General features: G+C 60.0%; 1 pseudogene and 1 other annotated feature. The pseudogene reads left to right on the top strand.

Annotation, left to right across the window (positions count from 1 at the left end):
- Nucleotides 1-202: 202 nt before the first annotated feature.
- Nucleotides 203-1,432, top strand: a pseudogene (locus tag BW975_RS17770) (IS3 family transposase).
- Nucleotides 489-605 (top strand) — a sequence feature (AL1L pseudoknot). (Overlaps the previous pseudogene by 117 nt.)
- Nucleotides 1,433-1,569: the final 137 nt, after the last annotated feature.

Below are 1,569 nucleotides of genomic sequence, written 5' to 3'. Positions count from 1 at the left end.
GCGAGACGCTTCGAGGCGACATCTGGCAACCCACTCAGCGGGTAGTTTCCGTCTTCCATATCAGCGTCCCATTGTTCCAATGGAGTGCGGCCACCAAGGCCACGGTGCGGCGAGTTGTGGTAGATATCCACGACCCAACGCACCAGAATGAATGAACCGCCCCGGGTTTACCGGAGAGTAAAACACTCAAAGGATGAGCCCTATGGATCAGAAGAAGCCCACCCCGAAGTACACAGCCGAGTTCCGCGAGCGCGGCGTCCGGCTATTCCGCGAACAGCGGCCCGATTACGCCAGTGACAACGCGGCCTACCGCGCGATCGCGTCGAAGCTTAGGTGTTCTCATGACACTCTTCGCGCCTGCTGCATTCAGGCGGCCCGTGACGCTGGCGAGCGTGGAGGCGTGACCAGTGAGGAGAAGGCACGGATCAAGGCTCTGGAGCGCGAGGTCAAGGACTGCGCACCGCCAACGAGATCCTGAAGAAGGCGTCGGCGTATTTTGCCCAGGCGGAGCTCGACCGCCCGTTCCGCAAATGATCGCTTTCATTGAAGCGCACCGTGAGGTCTTCGGAGTCGAGCCGATCTGCCGCGTTCTGCCGATCGCCCCTGCGACCTATTATGCGCGCGCTGCCATCGCCCGCAATCCTGCTTTGGCCTCTGATCGCGCCAGGCAGGACGCCGAGGATTTCGAGAAGATCAAACGCGTCCATGACAAGAGCAAGGGCCGCTACGGCGCGCGCAAAGTCTGGCATCAGCTTCGTCGGGACAAGCACGATATCGCGCGCTGCACAGTGGAGCGGCTCATGCGCGAACATGGATTGCAAGGGGTTACACGGGGCAAGAAGAAGACCACGATCCCCGATCCGACGCAGTCTTGCCCCGATGACAAGGTCAATCGGCAGTTCATCGCGGACGCTCCCAACCAACTCTGGGTGTCGGATTTCACCTACGTGTCGACCTGGACGGGGATGGTCTATGTGGCCTTCGTCATTGATGTCTTCGCCCGCAAGATCGTGGGCTGGCGGGTCTCAACCTCGATGACGACAGGCTTCGTGCTGGATGCCCTGAACCAGGCCATCTGCCAACGGTGCCCGCTCGAGGGAAGCGGGCTGATCCACCACTCTGATCGCGGCAGCCAATATCTGTCCATCCGTTACACCGAGCGGCTGGCCGATGCCGGTATCGACACCTCGGTCGGCAGCGTCGGAGACAGCTACGACAACGCGCTGGCCGAGAGCATCATCGGCCTGTTTAAGACCGAGGCGATCAACTTCCTCGGCCCTGGAAATCCATGGGCCAGGTCGAATGGGAGACCCTGCAATGGGTCAGTTGGTACAACACCGAGCGGCTACACAGCGCCATTGGCCACCGGCCGCCGCAGGAACGGGAGGACGCATTCCATGCCAGCATGAACGCCCTTGAAAAAGCCGCATAAGTTTTGAACAAAGAACTCTCCGGTAAACCCGGGGCGGTTCAACATGGGCATATGTTCAAACCCTCTCCAGCTTTTTCTTTTGCCGCTTTGTGCGCGACTCGTCGTATTCTTCGGCACCCGCATCCAGATTTATCGAT

The sequence above is a fragment of the Roseovarius nanhaiticus genome (assembly GCF_900156535.1).
Classification (GTDB): Bacteria; Pseudomonadota; Alphaproteobacteria; order Rhodobacterales; family Rhodobacteraceae; genus Roseovarius; species Roseovarius nanhaiticus.
This window is presented reverse-complemented; position numbering and strand designations above follow the sequence as displayed.